The 24,781-nt window shown below is 38.9% G+C and carries 18 protein-coding genes and 2 other annotated features; of the genes, 10 read left to right on the top strand and 8 right to left on the bottom strand.

What is annotated here, in order from left to right; genetic code table 11:
• Nucleotides 1–4: 4 nt before the first annotated feature.
• Nucleotides 5–1,141 (bottom strand): 5-methyltetrahydropteroyltriglutamate--homocysteine S-methyltransferase, encoded by a 1,137-nt coding sequence (locus H5S41_RS08970; protein ID WP_182603037.1) that lies wholly within the window; start codon nucleotides 1,139–1,141, stop codon nucleotides 5–7.
• A gap of 81 nt (nucleotides 1,142–1,222) precedes the next feature.
• Nucleotides 1,223–1,486 (bottom strand) — a binding site (T-box leader).
• Nucleotides 1,487–1,606: 120 nt separating this feature from the next.
• Nucleotides 1,607–1,842 (top strand) — a binding site (T-box leader).
• A gap of 56 nt (nucleotides 1,843–1,898) precedes the next feature.
• On the opposite strand from H5S41_RS08970, the gene H5S41_RS08965 reads away from it, so the two are divergent.
• A complete protein-coding gene (locus H5S41_RS08965; RefSeq protein ID WP_182603036.1) occupies nucleotides 1,899–2,855 on the top strand; it encodes a ketopantoate reductase family protein in 957 nt (318 codons plus the stop codon).
• A gap of 54 nt (nucleotides 2,856–2,909) precedes the next feature.
• Here H5S41_RS08965 and H5S41_RS08960 read toward each other — a convergent pair whose 3' ends face one another.
• Nucleotides 2,910–4,286 (bottom strand): APC family permease, encoded by a 1,377-nt coding sequence (locus H5S41_RS08960; protein ID WP_182603035.1) that lies wholly within the window; start codon nucleotides 4,284–4,286, stop codon nucleotides 2,910–2,912.
• Nucleotides 4,287–4,512: 226 nt separating this feature from the next.
• Here H5S41_RS08960 and H5S41_RS08955 point away from each other — a divergent pair, with 226 nt between their 5' ends.
• Both H5S41_RS08955 and H5S41_RS08950 read left to right on the top strand, forming a co-directional pair.
• A complete protein-coding gene (locus H5S41_RS08955) occupies nucleotides 4,513–5,805 on the top strand; it encodes an alkaline phosphatase family protein (protein ID WP_182603034.1) in 1,293 nt (430 codons plus the stop codon).
• Nucleotides 5,806–5,809: 4 nt separating this feature from the next.
• Nucleotides 5,810–7,057 carry an MFS transporter gene (locus H5S41_RS08950; RefSeq protein ID WP_182603033.1) on the top strand — a complete coding sequence of 416 codons (1,248 nt, stop codon included), beginning with the start codon at nucleotides 5,810–5,812 and terminating at the stop codon, nucleotides 7,055–7,057.
• A gap of 76 nt (nucleotides 7,058–7,133) precedes the next feature.
• On the opposite strand, the gene H5S41_RS08945 is transcribed toward H5S41_RS08950, so the two are convergent.
• The gene (locus H5S41_RS08945) at nucleotides 7,134–9,107 is read right to left on the bottom strand and encodes a sugar MFS transporter (protein WP_182603032.1); all 1,974 of its coding nucleotides are present in this window, start codon (nucleotides 9,105–9,107) and stop codon (nucleotides 7,134–7,136) included.
• 234 nt (nucleotides 9,108–9,341) lie between these two features.
• On the opposite strand from H5S41_RS08945, the gene H5S41_RS08940 reads away from it, so the two are divergent.
• Entirely contained in the window at nucleotides 9,342–10,178 is an 837-nt protein-coding gene (locus H5S41_RS08940) for an AraC family transcriptional regulator (protein ID WP_182603031.1), read from the top strand.
• A 56-nt stretch (nucleotides 10,179–10,234) separates the two neighbouring features.
• On the opposite strand, the gene H5S41_RS11975 is transcribed toward H5S41_RS08940, so the two are convergent.
• The 4 genes from H5S41_RS11975 to H5S41_RS08925 form a co-directional block, all read right to left on the bottom strand.
• Nucleotides 10,235–10,369, bottom strand: coding sequence for a hypothetical protein (locus tag H5S41_RS11975; protein WP_259395117.1), 135 nt, complete (start codon nucleotides 10,367–10,369; stop codon nucleotides 10,235–10,237).
• 256 nt (nucleotides 10,370–10,625) lie between these two features.
• Nucleotides 10,626–12,431: a threonine--tRNA ligase gene (gene thrS, locus H5S41_RS08935; protein ID WP_182603030.1), complete on the bottom strand. Its 1,806-nt coding sequence runs from the start codon at nucleotides 12,429–12,431 to the stop codon at nucleotides 10,626–10,628.
• Between the two features lie 326 nt (nucleotides 12,432–12,757).
• Nucleotides 12,758–13,450, bottom strand: a complete 693-nt coding sequence (locus tag H5S41_RS08930) for a hypothetical protein (RefSeq protein WP_182603029.1) — start codon at nucleotides 13,448–13,450, stop codon at nucleotides 12,758–12,760.
• A 265-nt stretch (nucleotides 13,451–13,715) separates the two neighbouring features.
• Nucleotides 13,716–15,356 carry an Nramp family divalent metal transporter gene (locus tag H5S41_RS08925; RefSeq protein WP_182603028.1) on the bottom strand — a complete coding sequence of 547 codons (1,641 nt, stop codon included), beginning with the start codon at nucleotides 15,354–15,356 and terminating at the stop codon, nucleotides 13,716–13,718.
• Nucleotides 15,357–15,878: 522 nt separating this feature from the next.
• Between H5S41_RS08925 and H5S41_RS08920 the strand changes: the two genes are divergently transcribed.
• Nucleotides 15,879–16,889: a zinc-dependent alcohol dehydrogenase family protein gene (locus tag H5S41_RS08920; RefSeq protein WP_003665087.1), complete on the top strand. Its 1,011-nt coding sequence runs from the start codon at nucleotides 15,879–15,881 to the stop codon at nucleotides 16,887–16,889.
• 80 nt (nucleotides 16,890–16,969) lie between these two features.
• On the opposite strand, the gene H5S41_RS08915 is transcribed toward H5S41_RS08920, so the two are convergent.
• Entirely contained in the window at nucleotides 16,970–19,891 is a 2,922-nt protein-coding gene (locus H5S41_RS08915) for an LTA synthase family protein (RefSeq protein WP_182603027.1), read from the bottom strand.
• Between the two features lie 153 nt (nucleotides 19,892–20,044).
• Between H5S41_RS08915 and H5S41_RS08910 the strand changes: the two genes are divergently transcribed.
• The 5 genes from H5S41_RS08910 (at nucleotide 20,045) to H5S41_RS08890 (ending at nucleotide 24,756) form a co-directional block, all read left to right on the top strand.
• A complete protein-coding gene (locus H5S41_RS08910; RefSeq protein WP_182603026.1) occupies nucleotides 20,045–20,557 on the top strand; it encodes a TetR/AcrR family transcriptional regulator in 513 nt (170 codons plus the stop codon).
• Between the two features lie 10 nt (nucleotides 20,558–20,567).
• Entirely contained in the window at nucleotides 20,568–21,626 is a 1,059-nt protein-coding gene (locus H5S41_RS08905) for an ABC transporter permease (protein ID WP_182603025.1), read from the top strand.
• Nucleotides 21,627–21,639: 13 nt separating this feature from the next.
• On the top strand, nucleotides 21,640–22,335 hold the full coding sequence (locus H5S41_RS08900; RefSeq protein WP_182603024.1) for an ABC transporter ATP-binding protein: 696 nt from the start codon (nucleotides 21,640–21,642) through the stop codon (nucleotides 22,333–22,335).
• Nucleotides 22,336–22,431: 96 nt separating this feature from the next.
• Nucleotides 22,432–24,414, top strand: coding sequence for an ABC transporter ATP-binding protein/permease (locus H5S41_RS08895; protein WP_182598528.1), 1,983 nt, complete (start codon nucleotides 22,432–22,434; stop codon nucleotides 24,412–24,414).
• 105 nt (nucleotides 24,415–24,519) lie between these two features.
• Nucleotides 24,520–24,756, top strand: coding sequence for a hypothetical protein (locus H5S41_RS08890; protein WP_182603023.1), 237 nt, complete (start codon nucleotides 24,520–24,522; stop codon nucleotides 24,754–24,756).
• Nucleotides 24,757–24,781 lie beyond the last annotated feature (25 nt).

Genomic DNA, 24,781 nt, shown 5'->3' with positions numbered 1-24,781 from the left:
GTAGTTAGTTCCAGACTTCTTTGGCGATATCTTGAACTAATGCAACCTTTTTCCATTGCTGTTCTTCAGTTAGAATATTTCCTTCTTCTGTTGATGCAAACCCACATTGCGGACTGAGACAAAGATGATCTAATGGATGGAATTGGGCAGCTTCATGAATCCGGTTGATAATTTCCTTTTTATCTTCAAGCTCTCCTGATTTTGAAGTAACTAAGCCAAGGACAACATACTTATCGTCAGGTACCTTGCTAAGTGGTTCAAAGCCCCCAGCTCGTTCGCTGTCATATTCAAGGTAGAATGCCGTGACATTTTCTTGGGTGAAAAGGTTGTCGGCAACAGGACCATATCCTCCGGCAGCAGCCCATGTTGAATGATAATTTCCCCGACAAACATGGGTATTAACGGTCAGATCAGCTGGTAAATCAGCAATTGCTGCGTTGTTTACTTTTAAGAACCGCTCTTGTAATGCCTCTAGCTGTGAAACATCAGCATTTGGATCTTTCTTCTTTAGGTTGGCAAAAGCATTAACAGAAATTCCCCAGGTACAGTCATCAAGTTGGAGAGTTCGGCATCCGGCAGCATAAAGGTCTTCAATAACTTGGTGATAGGCAGCTGCTACGTCATGATCCAAGTCGTCTTGGTTTGGATAAAACTCTTTTGCATTTGCTTGATTTTCTGGTCGAAGAAATTCTTCTAGGAATTGGGCTGGTGCGGGGATGGTTTGCTTAACTTGGACATTAGCGGAAGCATGTGCCCGTGTAAATTTAAAGTGCTCAACGAAGGGATGGTTTTCACCAGAAATTTTACCAGTGATTTGGGCCGAATCATTTCGTGTCTCTTCGTCATGGAAAAAGTAGCCATGTTTTAAATTAACGTGCTTAACACCGTGAAGTCCCCAGAAAAAGTCTAGATGCCAGTAACTACGACGGAACTCACCGTCAGTAACTGCTTTAAGGCCAGCTGCTTCTTCTTGTTTAATTAACTCAATAATTGTTTTATCTTCAACGGCAGTTAAGTCAGCTTGTGAAATTTCACCCTTTGCAAATTTGGCACGAGCCTCTTTTAGCTCTTGAGGACGAAGAAAACTTCCAACGATATCGTAGCGAAATGGTGAAGTAGTGCGTGTAGTAAATTCAGTCATAGTAAATCGATCCTTTCTATCTGTGGTGAGTTCAGGTATTGAAGTAATAAAAAAGTCCCTAGGAAAAATATTTCTACTTTTCCTAGGGACGTTGATTAATCATTATTAATTAACGTGTTACCACCCTAATTTGATAGTATTTCGCAATACCATCCTCAATAGGTACACTAATGGAAGCTATACCCAGACGTTTTATCGGTCGTCAATCGTGAATCGCTTATACAGGGTACTCGCGGTTCGTTAAGCTCCAAGACCATCTTCATCTTAATCTCTTATATCACATCTCATCAACTGTGACTCTCTGTAATAAGATTTTAAGATTACTCATCTTTTCTAAGCTGTTTCTCATTTATTTGTCATTATAATACGCGGACAAAAGGTGAATGTCAAGCTGATTTTATAAAAAATTATTCTTGACATTTTATATTCAAGAGATTATATTAAATAAAAATTAAAATATGATTATAAAACACGTTGAAAAGAAGAGTAATTATAGGCGGATTGGCAGAGAGTCCTTGGCTGATGAAAAAGGATAATCTACTTATAACGAAAATCACTTTGAGTGCCATGATGAAACTAGTAATTAATGGTGGGATCAGCCCATTATAGCTGACGTGTTTAATGGCAGCATTGAACATATGAGGCTAGTAACGTGAGTTGTTGGCAAAGAAAGGTGGTACCGCGCAAAAAGCGTCCTTAGATTAAAGTAATTAATCTAGGGGCGCTTTTTTATAGTCATACAAAGGAGTAGATGATCATGAAGTTTACAGTAGTTGGTGCCGGTGCAATGGGTTTACGGTTTGGCGTTTTATTGCAAGAAGCAGGGAATGATGTTGATTTCGTTGAGGGCTGGTTACCTCATTACAACAAGATGAAAGAACAAGGCGGGGTTTATGTAACACGTGAACGTAAAAATAGACATCTTGTTCCGGTTAACGTTTATACGCCAGAAGAATATACCGCTACAGATGCAGATTTTGTTTTCTTTGAATTAAAACAAATGCAACTAGATGATATGTTGGAACGTTGCAAACACTTCTTTAAAGATCAATATGTGATGACAGCGATGAATGGGATGGGGCATGTTGAAAAACTATTGAAATACTTCCCAAAAGAAAAGGTTGTTGCAGGGACGGCATTAGTTGCCACTATCCTTACGAAACCAGGAGAAGTTGAATTTGTTGGTGAACGTGGAATGGGAACAACTAATTGGGCTAACTATACAGAAAAGCCTGATGAAAAGACCGAGGAGTTAATGGCAGAACTGAAAAAGGCAAACTTTAATCCGTCACTTAAAGATGACTTTATGGGAACATTGATGGCAAAAGTGGTCTTTAATTCGGTCGTCAATACCCTTTGTACAATGTTTGAAATCACAATGGGTGAATATGCGGCATTTGAAAAAGCAGATGAATTATCCCGCCAATTAATCGATGAAGCTTACGACGTCTGTGAACGGGCAGGAGTTCAGCTAGTTAATACTCGTGCGGAAGAATTAGAGAGTGTTAACTATGTTTCTAAAGTTGGCTGTCCGCATCATTATCCATCGATGTATCAAGATATGAGTCACAATCGTCCCGTAGAAGTTGACTATATCAATGGTTATTTTGTTAAGCTTGGTCGTAAATATCATTATGAAGCTAAAACGCATAATTTTGTGACGAATCTCGTCCACCTTGCCGAAACAACTCGGCAGAACCGAAGCGCAGAATAATATGTAAAATAAAAGGCTCCAGTATTCGGTACCCCCGAACTCTGGAACCTTATTTTAATTACCAGGAATGTCACTTTCGTCTTTGAAATTAAATTCATTAGCATGACGAAGCGAGTAGCAGAAATAAACGATTAATCCAACTACTAACCATAATAAGTATGTTAGCCAAGCATTAAGTGAAATGCTTACTAACAAAACAATACAAATTAATACTGACAAAACTGGAATAACATTGCCAAATGGTACCTTAAATGGTCGTTTCAACTCTGGGTACCGATAACGTGAGATAATGACAATAAGAGAAATTAAGGCAAAGACAACTAATGACCCAATATTAGCAATTAATGCAAGATAATGCAGGTCAAATTCACCAGCTAAAATGGCAGAGAGCAGTCCGACTAACCAAATGGCACGGTTAGGGCTTTGTGTTTTGTCGTTAACCTTAGCTAATCCTTGAGGTAAAAAGGCACTCCGGCTCATTGACTTCATAATATTTGAACCAGCGTAAATAAAGGCAAATACGACAGCCATAATTCCTAGAACGGCACCTATTGAAACGATTTCGGCAACATACTTATGACCCTTTGATAAGAGAACATACGACATGGCTTCAGAAACGTTTAAGTCTTTGTAACTAATAACACCCGTCATAACAAGGCTAACGAGGATATAAAGGGCGGTAGAAATGACTAAGCATAAGATTATTGCCCGGGGAATATTTTTATCAACGTTCTTAGCGTCCTCAGCAGATGTAGCTAGGGCATCAAAACCAAGGAAGGAGAAGAAAACTGCAGATGCTCCAGTGAAAATCCCCTTATATCCGTAAGGTAAAAATGGATGCCAATTAGCGGGATTAATATGCTGGGCACTGACAACGATAAATAGGATAATGATGAAAATCTTAACACCAACTAAAAAGTTATTAACGAATTTACTTTCGCTGGTACCGCGCGTCAAAATAATTGTCATAAAAAGAATCATTAGGACGGCAGGGAGATTTACATAGCCGCCTGCTGCCGGATTAACTAACAATTTATGCGGTAAGTTGATTCCAAGAACTTCTAAGAATGATTGCACATATCCAGTCCATCCATTGGCAACTGTAGCGGTTGTAGTGACATAAACCCCAATAAGTGTCCATCCAGCAAGGAATGCCATGAACTTACCAATTGAAACCCATGCATAATAAAAGGCACTTCCTGAATTAGGCAAGCTAGTTGTTAGTTCAGAATAACAAAGACCAATTAACCCACTGGCGAGTGCAGCAATCAGAAATGAAAAAACAATGGCGGGACCCGAATCTTCCGCGGCGACAATTCCAGTTAAAACTAAAATTCCGGTTCCGATAATTGCGCCAATGCCTAGAATAGAAAGGTCAAAAAGGCCGAGAGTTTTCTCGTGTTCTTTTCCCTTTGGTAACTGATTTTGCATGATTATGATTCCTTTCGATAAAATACAGAAAACTGAAACTTAATTTTACATTAAAAATTACTGTGAATCAAATTCTCCTCGCTAACTTGGTAAGATCTGGCTGCCTTTATAACGAGAATTGTAATACTTATCAAAATGTTTTTCCGATTTCTCTTGTAAAGTTGTTTATTAGTCATGATTTTATTTTAAAATAGATGGTGACTTTGAAAAGAAAGCAGATGAACTAATGAAGCAGCACAAGTTAATCGTTATTTCGCTAGATTCACTGGGATTTCGCGACCTAAATGAATTGCGGCAATTAACGCCAACATTAGCAAAGTTAATTAAACAAGGAACCTGGGTGAAAAAAGTTACGGGAATCTTCCCGACATTGACTTACCCGTCTCATACTTCAATCATTACAGGACAATATCCTGCTGTTCACGGAATTATTAATAACACAAAACTACAACCGCGCCGCCAATCACCTGACTGGTTCTGGTATCGAAAAGACATCAAAGCAATGCCGTTATATGATATTGCCCGCAAAAAAGGGTTAACGACTGCTGCATTTTTATGGCCTGTAACTGCTGGTAGTAAGATTAATTATAATCTTGCGGAAATTTTTCCTAATCGCATTTGGACCAATCAGGTATTGGTTTCGTTAAAAGCAAGCAGTCCATTATTTCTTTATGAAATGAATAAGAAATATGGTAAGTTGCGGCATGGGATCAAGCAGCCATGGCTTGATGATTTCGTAACGGCATGTGCGGTTGATACAATTAAAAATAAACAGCCTGATTTAACGCTGATTCATTTAGTTGATATGGATAGTATGCGTCACCGTTATGGAGTTCGGTCGATCCAAGCTAGGGAAGCCTTACAACGTTTGGATAAGCGAGTGGCTAAGATAATTCAGGCGACAAAAGATGCAAGTACTTATGATCAAACAGATTTTGTTGTTCTCGGTGATCACTATCAGATTAATGTTGATAAGATAATTCACCTAAATATGCTATTTGCCAGCCACGGCCTCCTTCACCCCCTTGGTCACAAGAGTACCTATCGGGATAACTGGCAAGTTACTGCTAAAACATGCGATGGTGAAACTTATATCTATACACGGGGAGCAATTGATCGTGGCAAACTTAAGCAAATGATTGCCGGTGTTGAAGGGGTAGAGAAAATTTACGATAATGCAACGGCAATTAAACGTGGTGCAGATCCCCAGTGTACATTCTTAGTCGAAGCTAAACCCGGATATTATTTTACTGATGAAGTAAACCGCCCCGCTATTGTTGAGCAGGTTAATCCTAAATCAATTGGGACTCCTGACCGTTATCGTGGTGTCCATGGTTATGGCCCGACACAAGCAAATTACTATACAACGGCTATTTTTGCTGGTCCGCAAATTAAGGGTGGCGCAACGGTTGAAAGTGCACAGTTAGTTGACGAAGGACCAACGTTTGCCAAAATCTTGGGATTACATTATCCAGCCCCAACTGCTGGACAGGCAATTGACGCAATCTTTAAGGAGTGAGGTTGTGAAGTTTACAAAACAACAGTGGCAATGGATTCTTTATGATTGGGCAAATTCTGGTTATGGAATTTTAGTTGTGACGGCTGTCTTACCAGTTTATTTTAAAGCGGTAGCAGGCCAAGCTGGTGTTGGAGCAGCTGATTTGACGGCCTTATGGGGGTATGCAAATAGTTTTGGAACGCTTGTTATTTCATTATTAGCACCATTATTAGGGGCTTTGGCCGATTATCCTCATGCTAAGAAGCGCTGGCTTAATTTCTTTACATGGCTTGGTATTATCCTAACAATCGGGCTCGCTCTTGTTCCGCTTCAGCATTGGCAGTTACTTTTAGTTGTTTATATTGGTTCAATTATTGGTTATTCGGGTGGAAATTTATTTTATGATAGCTTTTTAACGGATGTCGCTAATAATGACCGGATGGACCGTGTTTCATCAACTGGCTATAGTATGGGCTACCTTGGCGGTGTCGTTGTTTTTATTATTTTCCTAGTCGCAGAATTAACGAATGGTTTTAATGGACTATTAACCAGCTATGGGGTAGCGCGATTTAGTTTTATTCTTGCCGCAATCTGGTGGATTATTTTTGGGTGGCCGTTGTTAAAGGACGGGCGTCAGCATTATAGTGTTGAAAATGCGTCTAATCCGTTTATTGACAGTTTACGACGTTTGCGGAAGACGCTATATCACATTAATCAATATAAACAGCTGACCTGGTTTTTGGTTGCATATTTCTTCTATATTGATGGGGTCGATACAATTTTTACAATGGCAACGGTAATTGGAAAAGACTTAGGAATTAAGACCACAATGCTGATGGTAGTTTTGCTTGTAGTTCAATTAATTGCCGTGCCCTTTTCAATTTTATATGGGTGGCTGGCCGATAAATTTTCAACGCGGCGAATTATTATTTTAGGAATTGTAATTTACTTCTTCATCTGCATCTATGCCTTAAGACTACAAACTTTAACTGATTTTTGGATTTTAGCAATTTTGGTTGGAACGAGCCAAGGGGGATTGCAAGCATTAAGTCGTTCCTATTTTGGCCGTCTTGTTCCTAAAAATGATAGTAGCGAGTTCTTCGGCTTTTATAATATTCTTGGTAAATTTTCTGCCATTCTCGGACCGTTTATCGTGGGACTCGTCACTCAATGGACAGGGAAGTCAACAGTCGGTGCAGCTTCACTAAGTATCTTGTTTGCAATTGGCTTTGTCATTTTTACGATTACATCATCAAAATCAGTAAATGACTAAGTTGGTAAATACTCTATTATAAAAAGGATCCCAGTATGAATACTGAGGTCCTTTTTATCGAATAAATAATATCGATTTAAGCCGGATCACCTACAGGAGTATTTGTTATTTCATCAGCAGACGAGTCTTCGTTGAGTTCAATTTGTAAGCTCAAAACATCCTCACCAGCCTTAACTTTACTCCCGGCTTGACTAGTCAAAGTAATATTGTCGAATTTATCAGAATTGGTAATAGTCACGATGACAGTATCATCAAGACCTGCCTTTTTGATGGTTGGGTCCCAAAATTCAATTAATTCTTGCCCCCTCTTAACTTGCTGACCTTCCTCAACATAGGATACAAAACCGGTACCTTTTAGCTTGACGGTGCCAAGACCAATATGGATTAGCATTGCAACGCCATTGTCGCTAACTAAGCCAACTGCATGTCGTGTTGTAAAGACCTGCCGCACAGTAGCGTCAAATGGTGCGAGAACTCGACCGTCACTCGGTTTGATTGCAAAGCCCTGACCAACAGCACCAGATGAGAATGTTTGATCATTGACATCACTAAGCTTAATTAATTCACCAGAGACTGGTGTAGGGATATTAACAGTCTTAGTTGGCGTATTTAAACTATCACTGTTGAGTTTTTTACCCCACGTTTTTTCAAGTTCAGCCACGATTTCTGCGTGTTTTTCTTCGCTTAAAATAACTTTCTTAGCAAAAACGGTAATTGCAATTACAAGCAAAACTGCTGGTACCGCAAACATTAGAAGCTTAAAATTCATTCGTCCAGTTGCGGTAATAGTTGAAGCAGTGGCACCAGTAGTCATACCAGCGATAATAGCGACTTGACCGACTACACCGTTAGCAACAGCGCCACCAAATTTGTCAATCAATGGACGGACAGAGAGAGCCAGTGACTCATCACGGTGCCCAAGTTTTAACTGTCCATATTCAACTGAATCAGTAATAATCATAAGAACAATTAAGAATACCATTGGTTGAGGAAAACCGAACATCGAAGCAGCAATTAAGACGAGTGCTAAGTTATCGCCAGCCACGGAGAAGAGGGCGATTCCGCAAAGCATAAAGACTACTAAACTAGTGAAAAAGGCTTTACGGCTGAGGTGCTTAGAGAATAGCGGGAAGAGTGAAGTGCCGATGATTCCCAGAAAAACGTTGATAGTAGAGAAAATTGAAAATGCTTTTGGTGCTCCCATAATGTAGGTGAAGTAGTAGACTTCAAGGGAGTTAATGATATTAATTCCCACACAGTAAAAGAGATAGGCGCACGCAACCCACATCAGTTGATCATTACCAGAAAGAGCTTTAAAAATTCCAACAACACCAACTGTATCCTTTTTATTTTTCCGAATATCACTGTTAACTTCGCGTGTAAAAAGTCCGACGCCCCAAGCCGAAAGCATTGCAAGTGAACAGATAATTAAGGCAAACATAAACCATCCGCGGTTGTCACCGGTACTAGTGTTAGTGGCAGAGAAGTAGATGACTGCTGGCATAACAATAATTCCGACCATTCCACCACCGATAGTCGAACCAACCCGGGCAAAAGTAGCTGTTTTCTCACGTTCCCGAGAATCAGTTGTTAATGATGGCAGCATTGACCAGAAACCAACATCTTTAAACGAATAAAAGATGTCCATAGTGATGTATAGGATGCCGAAAACAACGAGGTATGCAATGGCATTCTTCTTATAAAGGCCGCCTAAATTGGTGAAAAGCAGGAGAAGAATAATAGCAGAAATTGTCCCACCAATAACAACCCATGGGCGGAAGTGTCCCCATCGCGTCTTAGTACGATCAATTGCATTTCCGATAAAAGGATCGATAAATAATTCAACAAACCGCAAAAGCATAATGATTAAGGTAACAATACTAATCATCTTATTATCTAAAGCTTTGTTACCAGTATCGAATAAGTGCGATGTGATAAACATAATTAGGTATCCGCATAGCAGACCATAAAAAGAGTCATTCCCAAAAGCTCCAAAGCTGTAAGCAAGGCGCTCACGCATGGTCATTTTAGTTTTTCCCTCAGTACCCATAATTTTTCCTTCTTTCTCTGAATAGCAATAAAAGTTTATGTATTCGCTTTCATTAATTGCTATTATATTTGCTAAGCGTTTGTCAAACCATGGACTTCTTTACCTAGTTTTTGTTATTATCGTTATAAAACATATTGACATCTTACAGTTTCAGAATGCTTGAGATTAATGATTTTTATTTTGTAAGTAAAAACAAATATCCATCTGAAATGTCATAAAGTATTGGAGAAGAAAATGGATAGTGAATATAAAAGTATTTCGTGGAAAAGTTTAGAAAGCAATATTCTATTTATTGGTCAGGATGATTGTCCACCAAATTATTTTTATCGTGGTAATAATGTTCGGCAGAATTACGTTATTCATTACGTTCAAGAAGGTAAGGGAAGCTTTTCTTCAGCCAACCACAATACGGTTAGCTTACAGGCAGGAGATGTATTTATTTTACCCAAAGGAGTTCCGTGTTTTTATCAGGCTGATGGTGAAGACCCATGGAAATATTTTTGGATTGGTTTCTCGGGTACAAAAATAAACACGATGTTAAAGGGATCAACATTAGCAAAGAAACGCTACCTGCGACAGGTTCAACAGAGTAGTTTTTATACAAGCTTGCGAAAACTCTATGATGCGTTACGCGCCCCGAGCTCATTGCCCAATGATATTCTTATTGAATCATTGACTTACCAAATGTTTTATAATTTGGTGACAGAGTATCCAAATAAGCGGGAAAAGGATAGTAGTGAGGCTAATAAACAAATGCAGCTTGCCATCTATTATCTTCAGGAAAACTATCGGAATAGTGACTGTACGATTACCAGCTTATGCCATCATATTAATATTTCACGTAGCTACCTTTATACGATATTTAAACGGGAAATGAACCTGTCCCCGCAGAAGTATTTATCGCAGTTACGGATGGAGGATGCTAAACAATTACTATTAAATTCAAATAACCCGATCCAGGATATTGCTCACCGGGTCGGGTATAAGGATGAATTTACGTTTTCCAAAGCATTTAAGCGTTACGATGGGTTTAGTCCGCAAATGTTTCGTAACAATATTAGAAAAAATTAAAGGAAGGATACCGGTAATCAAGGATGATTACCAGGTTACCCTTCCTTATTTTATAATTACTTGCGAACGTTAAGAATTCCCTGGCCGATACCAGCAGGTGTATCATTCTTAGTTTCAAATGAAAGACCGCTAGTGTGGCGGCTTTCTGTAGCTTTGTTCATTGCCTTGAATAAATCGTTCATAGTTGACATTATCCATACCTCCAAAATAAGTAATTTTGTTTTTAGAATAATTAGTTGTTAATTTAGTAGCTCAAAAGCGAGCGTTTATTACTATAAAGCCTTTAGGAAACAGTGTCAATCACTAATTTTAGGCTGTCCAAAAATTCACGAATGGATAGAAAACGGTTTATTAGTGGTGGTTGAGGCAATGATAATTTTTTCACGTTTGAAAAAATTAAAACAAAAAAATGGCTTTCACAAAGTGATTCAAGCCATTTTTTGTTAATTAGTTTTCACGGGAGTAGGATGCGATATCACTAAGAATTTCGTTCATAAATGCATCTTGGCTCATTTCGTTTTGATCCTTTTCACCATACTTACGTACAGAAACACCGTTATTATTCTTTTCATCATCACCAACAACAAGAGTGTATGGAACCTTTTGTGTTTGAGCTTCACGGATCTTGTAACCCATCTTTTCGTTACGATGATCAACAACAGCACGAATATTAGCAGCCTTCATCTTCTTAGCGAGGTTATCAGCATATTCGCCATGAGCATCTTCGTTAACTGGAATAATGTGAACTTGTTCTGGAGATAGCCAAGTAGGGAAAGCACCCTTGTAAATTTCAGTTAAGTAGGCAATGAATCGTTCCATAGTACCAACAACACCACGGTGAATCATAACAGGCTGGTGTTCTTTACCGTCTTGACCCACATAAGTAAGGCCGAAACGTTCTGGAAGCATGAAGTCCAATTGAATAGTGGACATTGTTTCATCATTACCGAGGGCAGTCTTAGTTTGAATATCAAGCTTTGGACCATAGAATGCAGCTTCACCTTCTGCTTCGTAGTAATCAAGGTTAAGGTCGTCCATGGCTGACTTCAACATGGATTGAGACTTTTCCCACATTTCGTCGTTAGCGTAGTACTTCTTAACGTTCTTAGGGTCACGGAGAGAAAGACGGAAACTGTAATCAGTAATATCAAAGTCTTCGTAAACACTCATGATTAACTTCAAAATCTTAGCGAATTCAGAACGAATTTGATCAAGGGTAACAAATGTATGACCATCGTTTAAAGTCATTTCACGAACCCGTTGAAGACCAGAAAGGGCACCAGATTTTTCATAACGGTGCATCATCCCAAGTTCGGCAATCCGCAATGGAAGGTCACGGTAAGAACGGATATGGTGCTTGTAAATTTGAATATGGCTTGGGCAGTTCATTGGCCGTAATTCAAGCATTTCACCGTCACCCATGTCCATAGGCGGGAACATGTCGTCGCGGTAGTGTTCCCAGTGACCAGAAGTCTTGTAAGCATCAAGGTTCATCAATACTGGAGTGTAAACGTGTTTGTAGCCATCGGCAACTTCCCGGTCAATGATGTAACGTTCAATTGTCCGTCGAATGGTAGAACCCTTAGGCATCCAGTATGGTAATCCGGCACCAACCTTTGGATCAACGAAGAAGAGGTCTAATTGATTACCGATAACCCGGTGATCACGTTCCTTAGCTTCTTGACGTTTCTTCAAATCTTCTTCTAATGCATCCTTCTTATAGAAGACAGTTCCGTAAATCCGTTGGAGCATTGGATTTGAGGACATTCCTTTCCAGTAGGCACCGGCAACGGAAAGAAGGCGGAAGTTTTTGACAACGTTACCATATAAAAGAATGTCATCATCAGCGACGGCTTTAACATCACCGAGTTGATACATTGCAACTTTGCCGTCTTTAGCGTTTTCTTTGATTAATTCAGTAGAAAAACGATCATCTTTAACCTCGGCAAGGGCGTCGTCAACAGGAACTTCAACAAATTCAACCTTAACGTCATCCTTAGCCATACCCTTAATAACATCTTCAAGAGCAGTTAATTCATCAGCAGAAACTTGTTGGTCATCTTTGTCAGAATCAACATGGAAACCATCTTCATCAGCGACAGCTTCTCCAAGACGAATACCTTTAAATTCTTGCTTTAATGCAGCTTTTAACATTAATGCTGAAAGCTTACGTAATGCTTCTAAACCTTCTTGAGAATCCCGATCAATCTTTTTAACTGATCCATCTGGGGACATAACAGCAACTTGAGCCATATCAATCTCTCCTTTAATATAAATAAAAACGTCCCTGATGCCTTTATCTAAAAAGCATCAGGGACGTTAATTAACAGTAATTAGCGTGGTTCCACCCATCTTTAGGACACACTAGTAATGTCCTCTCTAAGGTGCGGTAACGGACACGATCCGACTAGCCTTATGTCGGCTAATAATAAGGGAAGGTGGTACAACAGTCATTATCACTCACAAGTGCTTCCACTCTAGGCACTCGCTCTCTGTAGAGGATGTTGAAAGTGCATATCCTTCAATCAATTGTCTTGATTATAGCACGCCCACTTCAATTGACAACCCCTTATAGTAAATTAATGGTTATTATTTTGTGGTGTCACAGGAGTTGCCTGCGAACTATTTTGACTTGGACTAGATTGGGAACCAGAATTAGACGATGGTTGATTGCTTGATTGTTGCTGGTTATTGTTTTGGTTTCCTTGGTCATGATGGCTCTCAGATGATGGTTGACTTGGCTGAGGAGCCGATGATGATCCAGCAGTAGGTTGTTGACTAGTTGAATGGTTATTTTGTGAATTATTGTTATTGTTTGAATGTGATGGTGATGGAGAACTATAAGAATCCTGAATATCATCGCTATCGTTAGTATTATTAGAACTAGAACGGTGTTTATGACTACTACTGCTCTTTTTATGTTTTTTCTTATGGGAAGAAGTACTAGTTGAAACAGTAGTATCATTAGAATCAACATTAACAGGGTCCTGTTGTTTAACAAGGAAAATAACAATTGTAGCAATTAGAACTACTAGTAGGCAACCGAGAATGACTTTAAACATCCGCCGAGAAATGCCATATCGATTCTTTTTCTTTGTACCTGTTTTTTGCGGGGACGCAGATTTGTGCTTAGGACTTGGTGTAGGCTGCTTTGGCTTACGACTGAAGAAGGACCGCTTTTTCTTTTCTTCCCCTGGCTTAGGAGTATCATAAAGCTCAACCCGTGTTGGCCGACGTTTATTATTATTTTGGTTATTATCTTTATTATTCAATGATTTCACCTCATACTTAATGAGTAATATATCTAATTTCTTATTATACCATGGAGATCATCGAAGAATTAAAAAATGGTCGACTCATTACGGGCCGACCACTTTTCGTATTTCTTCATAGCTATTTTGAGGGGGATAGTATAGAAGAAAAATAGGGGTTTATTTATATTAGGGATTATCTATACTATACCGTTCAAGTATGAACATTTTGTGAAAGAACCGTTACAAAAATAAAAAAACTGGAAATAAATTCCAGCCTTTCATTTTAATCTTCAACTGCCGAATCTTTCATTTTGGCTTCACGTTGACCAAATCCTTTACCTTCAGCAGCAAAGCGCTTGTCGCCTTTATAAAGTTCAACACATGTCCAGATTAAGAGGGCAAGGATGATAATGATAGTAGCGTAGGCAAGGACGTCAGAGGTTCCCTTTGACCAAATATCAAAACCTTCGTAAGTTGCAGGAAGGTTATAAAGGTTTAAGAAAGTAAGAGCAATTACTGAAATCCAACCACAGAACTTAACCCAGCCACGGTTCTTGAATTCACCCATTTCAACCTCACTGTTTGTCATCATCAGTAATGGCAACATTGAGAATGGAAGGGCAAAGGCTAAGAAGACCTGTGAGTTTTCCATCAAAAGGTTTAATGCAGTGTGTTGTTGAATTGTATTTTCACCACTAGTCATGGCAACACATGCAATAACCGGGATAACAGAGATAATCCGAGTAACTAACCGTCGAGCCCATAGTGGCATCCGCATATGAATGAACCCTTCCATGATAACCTGACCAGTTAATGTCCCGGTAATAGTTGAGTTTTGACCGGAAGCAAGTAAGGCAACAGCGAATAAGGTTGATAGGACACCAGACTTAGCAACGGCAATTAGAACCGGATTACTAAGCATCGACGTATTATTCAAAGCATCATACAAACCGAAGAAAGAACTATCTTGAACAGCACCAGTCTTGAATACCGCAACCCCCATGATCAAAAGAAGGGAATTAACGATGAAAGCAAGGGATAACTGAATATTTGAATCCCAAGTGGTAAAACGAACCGTTTGACGGATACTATCAAGATCGTTATGGTCAATTTTACGAGTTTGAGAAATTGCTGAGTGAAGGTATAAGTTGTGGGGCATAACAGTGGCACCAATAATACCTAATGTCCCAGTCAATGGAGTGATTCCACCAATTTCTGGATGTTGAGCAATTGCTTTTGCAGATGGGAGAAGACCCATAAATACCCCGCCCCAGTTAGGGTTGGATAATGCGACTTGGTAAGCAAAAACGAATAAGATTACCAGGATTAAACAAGCAACAATTGCTTCGATTTTCCGGAACCCAATCTTTGTCAATAATAGCAATACTAAAACGTCAAGGACAGTAATAAATACAGATGGGATCAACGGAATATGGAAAAGCAAGTTTAACGCGATGGCCGCACCGATAACTTCCGCAATATCAGTAGCCATAATTGCTAACTCAGTCATAATCCATAAAATAATACCTAATGCTTTACCGGTACGTGCCCGTGTTGCCTGAGCAAGGTCCATTTGGCTCACGATTCCGAGTTTAGCCGCCATGTATTGAAGTAACATCGCAATCAAACTTGAAATCAAGATAGTAGTCATTAAGGTATATTGGAAACTTTGTCCACCGGTAATTGAAGTTGACCAGTTACCTGGATCCATGTAACCCACGGCAACCAGTGCACCCGGACCGGAGTAAGCGAATAATGTTCGCCAGAAACCTTTTCCACGAGGAACTTCAACTGTTCCGTTAATTTCCTCTAGTGATTTACCGTTTGCATATTCAATTAGTTTATGCTTACGGTGTTGATTTTTTGTGTCGTCCACGCCAAATCCACCTTTCGTTTGATTTTTGTTAATTAGACTGGAAATCATAATTAACTTAGTTAGAATACTTTGTTAGGGTAACATAAAAAAATATATCCCGCAATGGAAAATCGCCGTTATATCAGCTTCCTTGAGTAGATTGAGGAATGGTTGGGGATAAACTTTGGCGTGCCTAATAGGAGTTAACCGCTTACAAGAAAAATTGATAAAAATTTAAAAATATTAGTAATGTTCTTTATACATTTATAGTAGGAATTTTTCTTTGAGGATAATAAACAATAACTAGGTAAATTGAGGATAGCTTTGTGAAATTAAATTGAGTATAGAAAGAAAAGGTAAAACCATTTATGATTAGGTGAAAAAGTTAGTGAAGAAAAAAATCTTAAAAATTTTATATTTTTATTTAAATGCTTTTATACCAATGTTTCTAGCCTTTCTAATTTGTGAAGTTTAACGTTTTAGTATGATTAAAAGAATGTGAGCTAATTGCTGGACGTTTGACAATTAAGGCGTTTTCACACTATACTAGCACTTGACAAATGATTGAATTCACAAGAGAGGTATTTTAATATGAAGGCACTTGTTTTAACAGGCAAAAAGCAACTTGAAATTGAAGATATTAAAGAACCTGAAATTAAGCCTGATGAAGTCTTAATTCATACTGCCTACGCTGGTATTTGTGGTACCGATAAGGCGCTCTATGCTGGTCTTCCAGGATCCGCATCTGCTGTTCCTCCTATTGTTTTAGGCCACGAAAACTCAGGTGTAGTTACAAAGGTTGGTTCAGAAGTTACTAACGTTAAGCCAGGTGATCGGGTAACTGTTGACCCTAACATCTACTGTGGTCAATGTAAGTATTGCCGGACTCAACGCCCAGAATTATGTGAACACCTTGATGCTGTTGGTGTTACCCGTAATGGTGGTTTTGAAGAATACTTCACTGCTCCTGCAAAGGTTGTTTACCCAATTCCTGATGATGTTTCATTAAAGGCTGCTGCAGTTGTTGAACCAATTTCATGTGCAATGCACGGTGTTGACTTGCTTGAAACTCACCCATACCAAAAGGCTTTAGTATTAGGTGATGGTTTTGAAGGTCAATTATTCGCTCAAATTTTAAAGGCTCGTGGTATTCACGAAGTTACTTTAGCCGGTCGCTCAGACGAAAAGTTGGAAAACAACCGTAAGCACTTTGGCGTTAAAACTATTAACACTACAAAAGAAGAAATCCCTGCTGACGCATATGACATCGTTGTTGAAGCTGTTGGTTTACCAGCTACTCAAGAACAAGCACTTGCAGCTGCGGCTCGTGGTGCTCAAGTATTAATGTTTGGTGTTGGTAACCCTGATGACAAGTTCTCAGTAAACACTTACGATGTATTCCAAAAGCAGCTTACAATCCAAGGGGCTTTCATTAACCCTTACACCTTTGAAGATTCAATTGCACTTCTTTCTTCTGGTGTTGTTGATCCATTACCACTCTTCTCCCATGAATTAGATCTTGATGGTGTTGAAGACTTTGTTAGCGGTAAGTTAGGTAAGGTTTCAAAAGCTGTTGTTAAGGTTGGCGGCGAAGAAGCTTAATTTAACTAAAATTGACACAGTATAATAGCTGTAAAAAAATCCAAGAATTGACTGTTTAGCCGATTCTTGGATTTTTCTTTTTAATGCATCATTTTATATTTAAGTAAGTATTGATGGCCAGCTGTTAAATCGTATTGAACAAGTTGGTAGTCATGCCAGAGTTGCTTTTGCTTAGCGGTAAAGCTGGCATAATCTACTTTTTCTCCGTGTTGATTAATGAATTCTGGCGCGGAGTTATAAGAATTAGTTCCATTAGTTTGGGTATTGACAGTATATGCTGGTAGTTGCTGATAAAGCTGGGTAAGAAGTGCTTGGTAAGGGGTAACCTTTGAGTTGGTTTGTTGGGCTGTCATGGCGATAAAATCATTGGGCCCGACGTAATGGTTATGTTTTGTGAGATTCTTTGCCCCCAGCCTTTGTGCCGCTGGATTGGAGTAAATAAAATAGTCCGTTTCATGAAGTTTGAGGCCATCCTTTTTCATGCTATTACGGTAGATACCTGGAAGGTGGTCGCCATAAAAGACAAGGGTAATAGGACGGTCAATATTATCAATTTTTTTGATAAACTTTGCTACTGCTTGATCGGTATAATGAATCCCCATTGCATAATTTTCAACTTGAGCCGCAATCGTACCATTTGCTGGTACTGTGGCTTTATAGTGACTGATGTGATGATAAAGGTGATTATAAGGCAAGTGGTTTTGCATAGTAATTAAGTTGATGAATTGACCCTGAGGATGGCGGGTTAACTGATTTAAAGTATTGTCATAGGCAGTTTCATCAGATAAATATGAATTAGCACCGATTTTCTTTTGTTGAGTAATTGGTGCTTTTTTGTTCCCAAGATAAAAGAACTTATTAAACCCAAACTTAGGATAGTCAATTCCACGATCGTAAAACTTACTTGAGTAGGGATGAATGGCAATGGCATAGTTAAAACTTTGGATGATCGTTGGATTATGACGTAAATATGGAACGAGCTGTGTATATGGAGTAGAGAGGGTTTGGGCGAAATTACACATTGCAAACCCGGTTAAAGCCATATATTCCATGTTAGCCGTACCGCCGCCATACCCTGAACTGAGCATAATTCCCGATGTTGTGTTCTTTTTTAATTTTTCGATATTTGGAATGGGGTTGTTTTTAAGTTTAACGCCGGGAACACGGTTGGGATTAGCAAAACTCTCACTAAGATTAAAGATGATTGTTTGGTTTTTAAGCTCATTGGTACGATGGCGATTAATTTGATTAGCGACCGTAGTATATCGTTTACTAATTCGCTTCATTTCACTGGCCGAATAATCAGTTGGCTTGTTCATAATCGTAATATCAATATTATTTAAAAATTGAACAAGCGGCCCGTTTCGCAATGCACCGGCTGATTGGTGAATAAAGTGGGGAATATCTCCCCATCCGCGCACGAAAGTATTAATTCGGGAGTGAGGTTGATTCCAGAAGAAAGAACTTCCAAAGACACAAAGCGGAATAATGAGCCATATTAACCGTTGCCGAAGGGTTAAATGCGGTCCCTTAATCTTTCGTTCTAGAATAATCATTAAAATGACTAGGCCAATGATTATTAGCAGACTGACAATAATTAATTGAGAGCTGACCATCTTCAAGAGGGCAGGAATATTATTAATCATTGTAGTTTCAGAAGGAAGAATTGATTCATTTCTGAATGCCATTTTCTGCATGTTGGCAATAATCCAAATAAAGTTAAGAATAACAGTTAAGAAAAGCGAAGCCCAGTAACGATTACAGATGCCTTGGATGAATTTAAAAATACAAAAAATCAAAAAAGTATTAACCCATAGCATTGATTGTTTAACGAAAACAGAAGGGCGTCCCATTAAATAAATTGAACAAAGCGCAAGCCCATATGAACAGCCAAAAGCTAGAATATTCGCCCACTTAGACCAGAGCCAATTTTCAACTCGTTGAGCAAGAATTACAGTTCGCTGGTCAAGGGGCATAGCAGGGTCAGTTGTCCAAAATCGAGTGAGCCGTTTATTTAGGGCGTAACGACATTGCAGGTAATTAAAAACTGGCGGCAGAATAAATGCAAAAAGAAGGATCCAAATAAACCATCCGGTAATGAATAACAATTGTTTCCATAAAAGTGATGAGTGATTTGCATAGCGTACTGCGATGTTAAGACTGACCGGATTTTGGATAAGCAATGCAATCGTTAGTAAAAAGTAAATGCGATGATGCAGCTTATTGAAAAATGATTGCCAATTATGGTGAATGAGAAGATAGAAGCCCAGTGCAGCCGCAACCATTGTGAATGAAGCCGGGGTAGTAAAACGATTAGCAGTTTCTAAATTTCCCCTGGTAAAGAAGGAAGCATCCGGCATAATGCTAACCAGATAACTATTAACGATTAGGAAGCTCAACGTCCATTTCAAAACAGTGGCTTTTTTTAATTTAAGTTCACTTGCGGCGACCCCTAAACTCATAATAAGAAGATAGTAAGTTATCGACTCACCTTTTAAGAGACCAAATGAATCATGATTAAAGAAAGTAACAATTGCCAAGATAACAAAAACTGCTGTACTCCAGCTGAGAGGAGCACGTAAAATGACAGGTTTGATCAGTGGGAGCACAAGGGAACCAATGATAATTGCACCGGCAAGCGGGACGGTATTACCTGCTAGTGGAAGAATTGCATGATAGAAGTCATGATAAATAAAGCGATTGAAACGCAGCCAGACAACGCTGAGGGTCAGTAACAAGATGCCGACCGTGTATAGCCAATACTTAATTGTAGTAGGCAATAGCGGTTTAGTATTTCGTCCGAGCTGATTACCAACTATCAATAGCGCTACTATGCTTCCGAGAATAGTAAGACTATGGCTTAATTGAATAAGCATCATTTGGGAATTGAGATGGTTGAAGTTAAGGTATGGCAATTCTGGTGACCATATGACCGTGTTAACTGCCCATAGCCAACCGACCCCTAACAGTGACCATGAGAGATAATGGATATTTCTTTTCATTAATGAAAGCACCCCTAAATATAATTAAGCTAATTAAAGTATAACGCTAAATATAATTTAATGATTTCTTTATTGACACGGTGTCACTTTGATGATAGTGTTTAAACTACAATTAACGGTGACACGGTGTCACTTAAAATTGGAGGAATAAAAATGTCAAGTGCAACGTTTGAAAATTTGAATTTACAGAAAAAAGAAGTTATTACGGCTGCCTTATTAGCAGAATTTAGTCACCATAGCCTTGCAAGTGCGCAGGTTGCACGAATTGTAAAACAAGCGGGAATTGCGCGTGGAGCATTTTATAAGTACTTTACAGACTTAACCGAAGCTTATACGTATCTTTACCAAGTTGCGATTCAAGAAATTCATACACCAATTACCCGTTCTAATCACATGTTAGCAGCTAGTGAGTATATTAATCAGATTAAGTCTTTTGTAGATGAGATTAATGGAAGTAAATATCGTGATTTTATGCGATTGCATTTTCAAACAAATGAAGGACTACTAAGGGATGATACAAACCCGCAAATTAAAACGCATAATGCCCGTGAATGGAGTGTAATGGTTTTGAGCCATGAAACGATTAAAGATTGCCTTCTTCAGCCTGATAAACAAACTGAGGCAATTGAAAGGTTATCCAAAGTACTGATTGCTTTATTGCAGTAGGAGGCAAAATATGTTTTTAGCATTAAAAGAAATGAAACATGAGAAGCTACACTATGGATTAATTATTGCAATGATTGTTCTGATAAGTTATCTGATGTTTTTCTTGATGGGCATGATGTTAGGACTGCAAAACGAAAACGATGCAGCGATTAAAGAATGGGGGACAGAGACAGTTTTCTTAAATAAAAATAGTAATGATAACCTCAGTCAATCATTAATTACCCGTGATCAGCTTCCAACCAAAGAACAGGGAAATACCGCTCTTGTTGGGCAGGCACCGGTTGTATTGAAAGCAAAGGGTGCTAGTAAAGAAAGCGCGCAGTTCATTGGCTTGGAACCGTCACAATTTATTTCCCGGGAAAAGGTTAAGGTTACAAGTGGTCATAAAGTAAATAAAAGCAATGAGATTGTCGTTGATGAGAGCTTGAAAAAAGATGGCTATCGTTTAGGGGATAAAGTAACGATCAATTCCCAAAATGAAAAATATAAAATTGTTGGATTCGTGAATGATGCGAAGCTGAGTGTTGCACCGGTTGTGTACGGTGACATATCTGTTTGGCGGGCATTACGTGGATTAAATAACGAGGCGGTTGCCAGTGGGGTATTCTCTGACCACAATCTTGACAAGGATGCTTATCCCCAATTACAGCATTATACTGCTAAGGAATACATTAATAAGCTACCGGGTTATTCCGCACAAAATAATACTTTTACCTTTATGATTGGCTTCCTAATGGTAATTTCGTTAATTGTTATTGCAGTCTTCTTGTATATCTTAACAATGCAAAAAATTAGTCATTATGCTGTAATGCGTGCTCAAGGGATACCGGCCCGTCACCTAGTCTTAGCAACGATTACCCAATCGATAATTCTGATGATTAGTGGAGTTCTTGGTGGAATCCTATTAACGTTTATTACGAAATTAGTTGTTCCGATGAGCGTTCCGGTTATTATGAATTGGCCAATAATTGCTTTAATGGCGGTCGGGTTAATTGTACTAGGAATGTTAGGCTCGCTTTTACCGGTACGTATGATTATCAAGATTGATCCAGCCCGAGCATTGAATTAAGGAGGTAATAGTTATGGCAATGATGGAATTAAAAAATGTTAATAAATATTACGGTCAAGGGATTGGTCGTGTTCATGTCCTTAAAGATGTTAATTTTAAAGCAAATGCTGGCGAGATGAATCTTATTCTTGGCCCGTCCGGATCAGGGAAAAGTACGTTTTTAACGATTGCAGGTGGCTTACAAACACCGACAACTGGGAAAGTTCTAATTGACGGTTTGGATCTTCTGCATTTATCTCCTAAGCAACGGGACGAGTTAAGACTTAGGAAAATCGGTTTTATTCTCCAATCCTATAATCTGTTACCATATTTAAACATTGCAGACCAATTTAAGTTGGTGGATCGAATTAAAAAGAAGGGTAATATTTCTCGGAAAGCATTTGAAAACTTATTACTGAAACTTGATATAAAAAACCTACTAAAGCAGTATCCGGCTGAACTATCGGGTGGTCAAAATCAGCGGGTAGCTATTGCCCGCGCATTATATACTGATCCGCAGATAATCCTGGCTGATGAACCTACTGCGGCCCTTGATAGTAACTTAGTAAAGACAGTTGGTCAATTATTTCAAGATATGGCGAAAAATGAGGGAAAGGCCGTAATTGTTGTTACTCATGATTTACGTTTAAGGAAGTATGCGGATCACATCTATGAATTAGCAGATGGTCAGCTTACAGAACGTAGTAAAGTATCGCCGGCAATAGTCTAAATAATAGTAAAGGATTAGTAAAACTTCTTGTTACTTAGAGCTATTCCTGATATAGTTAGATAACTAACTATTTGCGGATGATAAAAGGAGGACAAGATGGCTTTTTTAGAACTGAAAAATATTCATAAATCATATTATTTAGATAAAGAAGAATTCCCGGTACTCAAGGGAATTAATCTTCAATTTAACCGGGGAGAATTTGTATCAATTCTCGGTGAATCCGGTGGTGGTAAGTCGACTTTAATGAATATTATTGGTGGGCTTGACCGTAATTTTGAAGGTGAAGTTTTAGTGAATGGCAAGCTGCTTGATCATAAGAAAGAAAAGCAGCTTGATAGTTATCGACGAGCAACAGTTGGTTATATCTATCAGTCTTATAACCTGATTTCGCATTTGACAGTTCTGGATAATGTTTTAGTAGCCCTTGACATGACCACTTTAACGAAAGAAGAGCGAAAAAAACGAGCACTGACGCTTCTCGATAAGGTTGGGCTAAGCGAGCAAGTAAAAAAGCATCCTAATCACTTATCAGGGGGGCAAAAGCAACGGGTTGCAATTGCGCGGGCTTTAGCTAGTGATCCGCAAATCATTATCGCTGATGAACCGACCGGAGCTCTTGATTCCCAAAATACAAAAGAAGTTTTGGCATTATTAGATGAGATTGCCCGTGATGGTAAATTAGTAATTGCGGTTACGCATTCGCAAGAAGTGGCCGATAACGGGACGCGAATTGTTCACTTGGCGGACGGAAAGATTGATGGTGATACTCGATTGCATCCCGCCTATCCGATTCCTGATGATCCTACTAAGATAACGCCGCGTGTTCTTCCGGCAATGGCGAGCTACCGAACCGCATTTAAGCATTTTATATATAATTTTTGGCGGAACTCATTAATTATGCTGGGAACCGCAATCGGTATTTTTGCTGTGCTGCTATTTAGCGGGTTAGGAAATGGAATAAATGGGTATATTCAAAATCAGATAAACTCATTGGCAAATCCGCAAGCTGTCACGGTATTTAAAAATCCAACCGGTAAAAAAATGACGCAAGAACAGATTCAATCGTCATTAGGACGAACGATGGCAACAGATCCACAGTCGATGACGTTAAGTGATCATAATTTGAAGCGGCTTAGTAAAATTAAGAACGTTTCGTCAGTTGAACCGGGAATAACAGTAAGCGCCTATCAGGCAACGTATAACGGAAATAAGCAAAGCGGAACATCGTTACAAACGTGGAGCAAATCGGTAACCAGCAGTTCGATAAAACAAGGACATAAACCGGGAAACGGTGAAATTGTCCTCGCCAAACAGCAGGCTATTCAACTTTCCAGTGCGAAGAATTATAAGAAAATGATCGGTAAAACTATCGATGTTTCATTTAATTGGGTTGATAAGAATAATAACCCAGTCCCTGTTCAAGGCCGGTTTAAGGTTTCAGGGATTTCAGAGGGCGCAAGCAGTGTGACTGCTATTACCTATGCAACAATGGTGGAACGCCTAAATAAAGCTAATGCATCAACGGCAGCGAACTTTGCAACTGTTAATGTAAATAATTTGGATAATGTGCAAGACGTAGCTGCTAAGATTGATAATCTTCGTGACACTAACAATAAACGTGTGATGGGTGCAATTACTGTCGGGTCAATTCTGAAGACCGTTAATACTTATGTCAGCCTTGCTTCAACTGTTCTCGCTGCAATAGCTGGTATTTCATTACTTGTTTCCGCATTAATGATTATCGTGACAATGTATATGTCAGTGTCAGAGCGAACAAAGGAAATTGGAATCTTACGAGCACTTGGAGAACGGAAAAAAGATATTCGCCGCTTATTTACGTCCGAATCAGTCTTTATCGGATTCTTTTCCGCAATACTGGCATTGGTAATTGTCGGAATTGTGGCATTGCTTCTCAACCATGCTTTATATGGCTTAATCAAATATAATATTGTTCAGATTACGGTTGGCAACGTTATTTTCGCGATTGTAATTGCAATTGTGATTTCATTTGTTGCTGCCTTACTACCGGCACGTCGAGCTGCCAATTTAAACCCAATTGATGCCCTAGCAGCTGACTAAGCAAAAGTATCAGTTTTCAATTCTTTTGAAAATTGATACTTTTTCTTTAAAAAATATTTTAGGCATACCAAAATATAGTGTATAATTATTATGGAGGTGTTAAAAGTGACAACAGTATATGTTCACAATAATAATCAATCACAGGCAGTTATTTGTTCCGATGGTTCGCAGGGTGTGATGCGGATTAGTAATATTGATGTTGCACCGCGGTATAGTTTTAAGTTTTACAGTCATGCTCATCTGGGCTTTTGGCTGGATAAAGAGCAATTTCATAATGGTAAGTCGCTTATTGTAAAAGGCGTTTTAGAAAATGAACGGTTTAAGATTCAATTTATAGATTAACGAAAAAGACGTTTAGAAGTCATTA

Origin of the sequence: Limosilactobacillus albertensis, assembly GCF_014145555.1 — a bacterium.
GTDB classification, from domain to species: domain Bacteria; phylum Bacillota; class Bacilli; order Lactobacillales; family Lactobacillaceae; genus Limosilactobacillus; species Limosilactobacillus albertensis.
Note: the sequence above shows the minus strand (reverse complement) of the source record. Positions and strands in the feature narration are given on the sequence as shown.

Coding starts and splice junctions, on each gene's coding strand:
- H5S41_RS08910 (WP_182603026.1), top strand. CDS start 20,045: ATGTCAAGTGCAACGTTTGAAAATTTGAATTTACAGAAAAAAGAAGTT.
- H5S41_RS08915 (WP_182603027.1), bottom strand. CDS start 19,891: ATGAAAAGAAATATCCATTATCTCTCATGGTCACTGTTAGGGGTCGGT.
- H5S41_RS08955 (WP_182603034.1), top strand. CDS start 4,513: ATGAAGCAGCACAAGTTAATCGTTATTTCGCTAGATTCACTGGGATTT.
- H5S41_RS08945 (WP_182603032.1), bottom strand. CDS start 9,107: ATGGGTACTGAGGGAAAAACTAAAATGACCATGCGTGAGCGCCTTGCT.
- H5S41_RS08960 (WP_182603035.1), bottom strand. CDS start 4,286: ATGCAAAATCAGTTACCAAAGGGAAAAGAACACGAGAAAACTCTCGGC.
- H5S41_RS08925 (WP_182603028.1), bottom strand. CDS start 15,356: ATGATTTCCAGTCTAATTAACAAAAATCAAACGAAAGGTGGATTTGGC.
- H5S41_RS08965 (WP_182603036.1), top strand. CDS start 1,899: ATGAAGTTTACAGTAGTTGGTGCCGGTGCAATGGGTTTACGGTTTGGC.
- H5S41_RS08970 (WP_182603037.1), bottom strand. CDS start 1,141: ATGACTGAATTTACTACACGCACTACTTCACCATTTCGCTACGATATC.
- H5S41_RS08900 (WP_182603024.1), top strand. CDS start 21,640: ATGGCAATGATGGAATTAAAAAATGTTAATAAATATTACGGTCAAGGG.
- H5S41_RS11975 (WP_259395117.1), bottom strand. CDS start 10,369: ATGTCAACTATGAACGATTTATTCAAGGCAATGAACAAAGCTACAGAA.
- H5S41_RS08895 (WP_182598528.1), top strand. CDS start 22,432: ATGGCTTTTTTAGAACTGAAAAATATTCATAAATCATATTATTTAGAT.
- H5S41_RS08920 (WP_003665087.1), top strand. CDS start 15,879: ATGAAGGCACTTGTTTTAACAGGCAAAAAGCAACTTGAAATTGAAGAT.
- H5S41_RS08905 (WP_182603025.1), top strand. CDS start 20,568: ATGTTTTTAGCATTAAAAGAAATGAAACATGAGAAGCTACACTATGGA.
- H5S41_RS08940 (WP_182603031.1), top strand. CDS start 9,342: ATGGATAGTGAATATAAAAGTATTTCGTGGAAAAGTTTAGAAAGCAAT.
- thrS (WP_182603030.1), bottom strand. CDS start 12,431: ATGGCTCAAGTTGCTGTTATGTCCCCAGATGGATCAGTTAAAAAGATT.